Source organism: Bradyrhizobium sp. NBAIM08 (genome assembly GCF_020193935.1).
Lineage (GTDB): Bacteria > Pseudomonadota > Alphaproteobacteria > Rhizobiales > Xanthobacteraceae > Bradyrhizobium > Bradyrhizobium yuanmingense.
Genome location: NZ_JADYVR010000902.1, coordinates 1 through 408 on the forward strand (window position 1 = coordinate 1; position 408 = coordinate 408).

The following is a 408-nucleotide window of genomic DNA, read 5'->3' on the forward strand; positions in this document are numbered from 1 at the left end:
CTCGAACGTCCAGCCGAGCGACTCGACACGTTCGATGAGCTTGGCATTGGTCGCGTCACCCGGCGCCGCGAGGCCGGTCAGGTCGCCCTTGATGTCGGCCACGAAGACCGGCACGCCAGCCTTTGACAGCTGGCCGGCGAGAAGCTGGAGCGTCTTGGTCTTGCCGGTCCCGGTCGCGCCCGCGATCAGCCCGTGGCGGTTCAGCATGCTCAGCGCCACCTGCACCCGGGCGTCGTTGGCGAGCTCACCGTCGAGCATCGGGCTGCCGATCACAAGTCCGGGTTCGGTCAGCCCGTAGCCGGCCGTCATCGCATCGTGGAACGCCTTGTCCATCGGTCCTCCGGAGGTCGCTGGGTGTGCTTCGCGGGCGGCGGGCTAGCGTATCATCGGCCGAAGTCGGGACAGGGG

Annotated in this window: 1 protein-coding gene; it reads right to left on the reverse strand. The window is 68.6% G+C overall.

What is annotated here, in order from left to right:
• Window positions 1-333, reverse strand: a 333-nt coding sequence (locus tag I6F37_RS42630) for a helicase HerA-like domain-containing protein (RefSeq protein ID WP_276573834.1), incomplete at its 3' end; no start/stop codon positions are given.
• Window positions 334-408 lie beyond the last annotated feature (75 nt).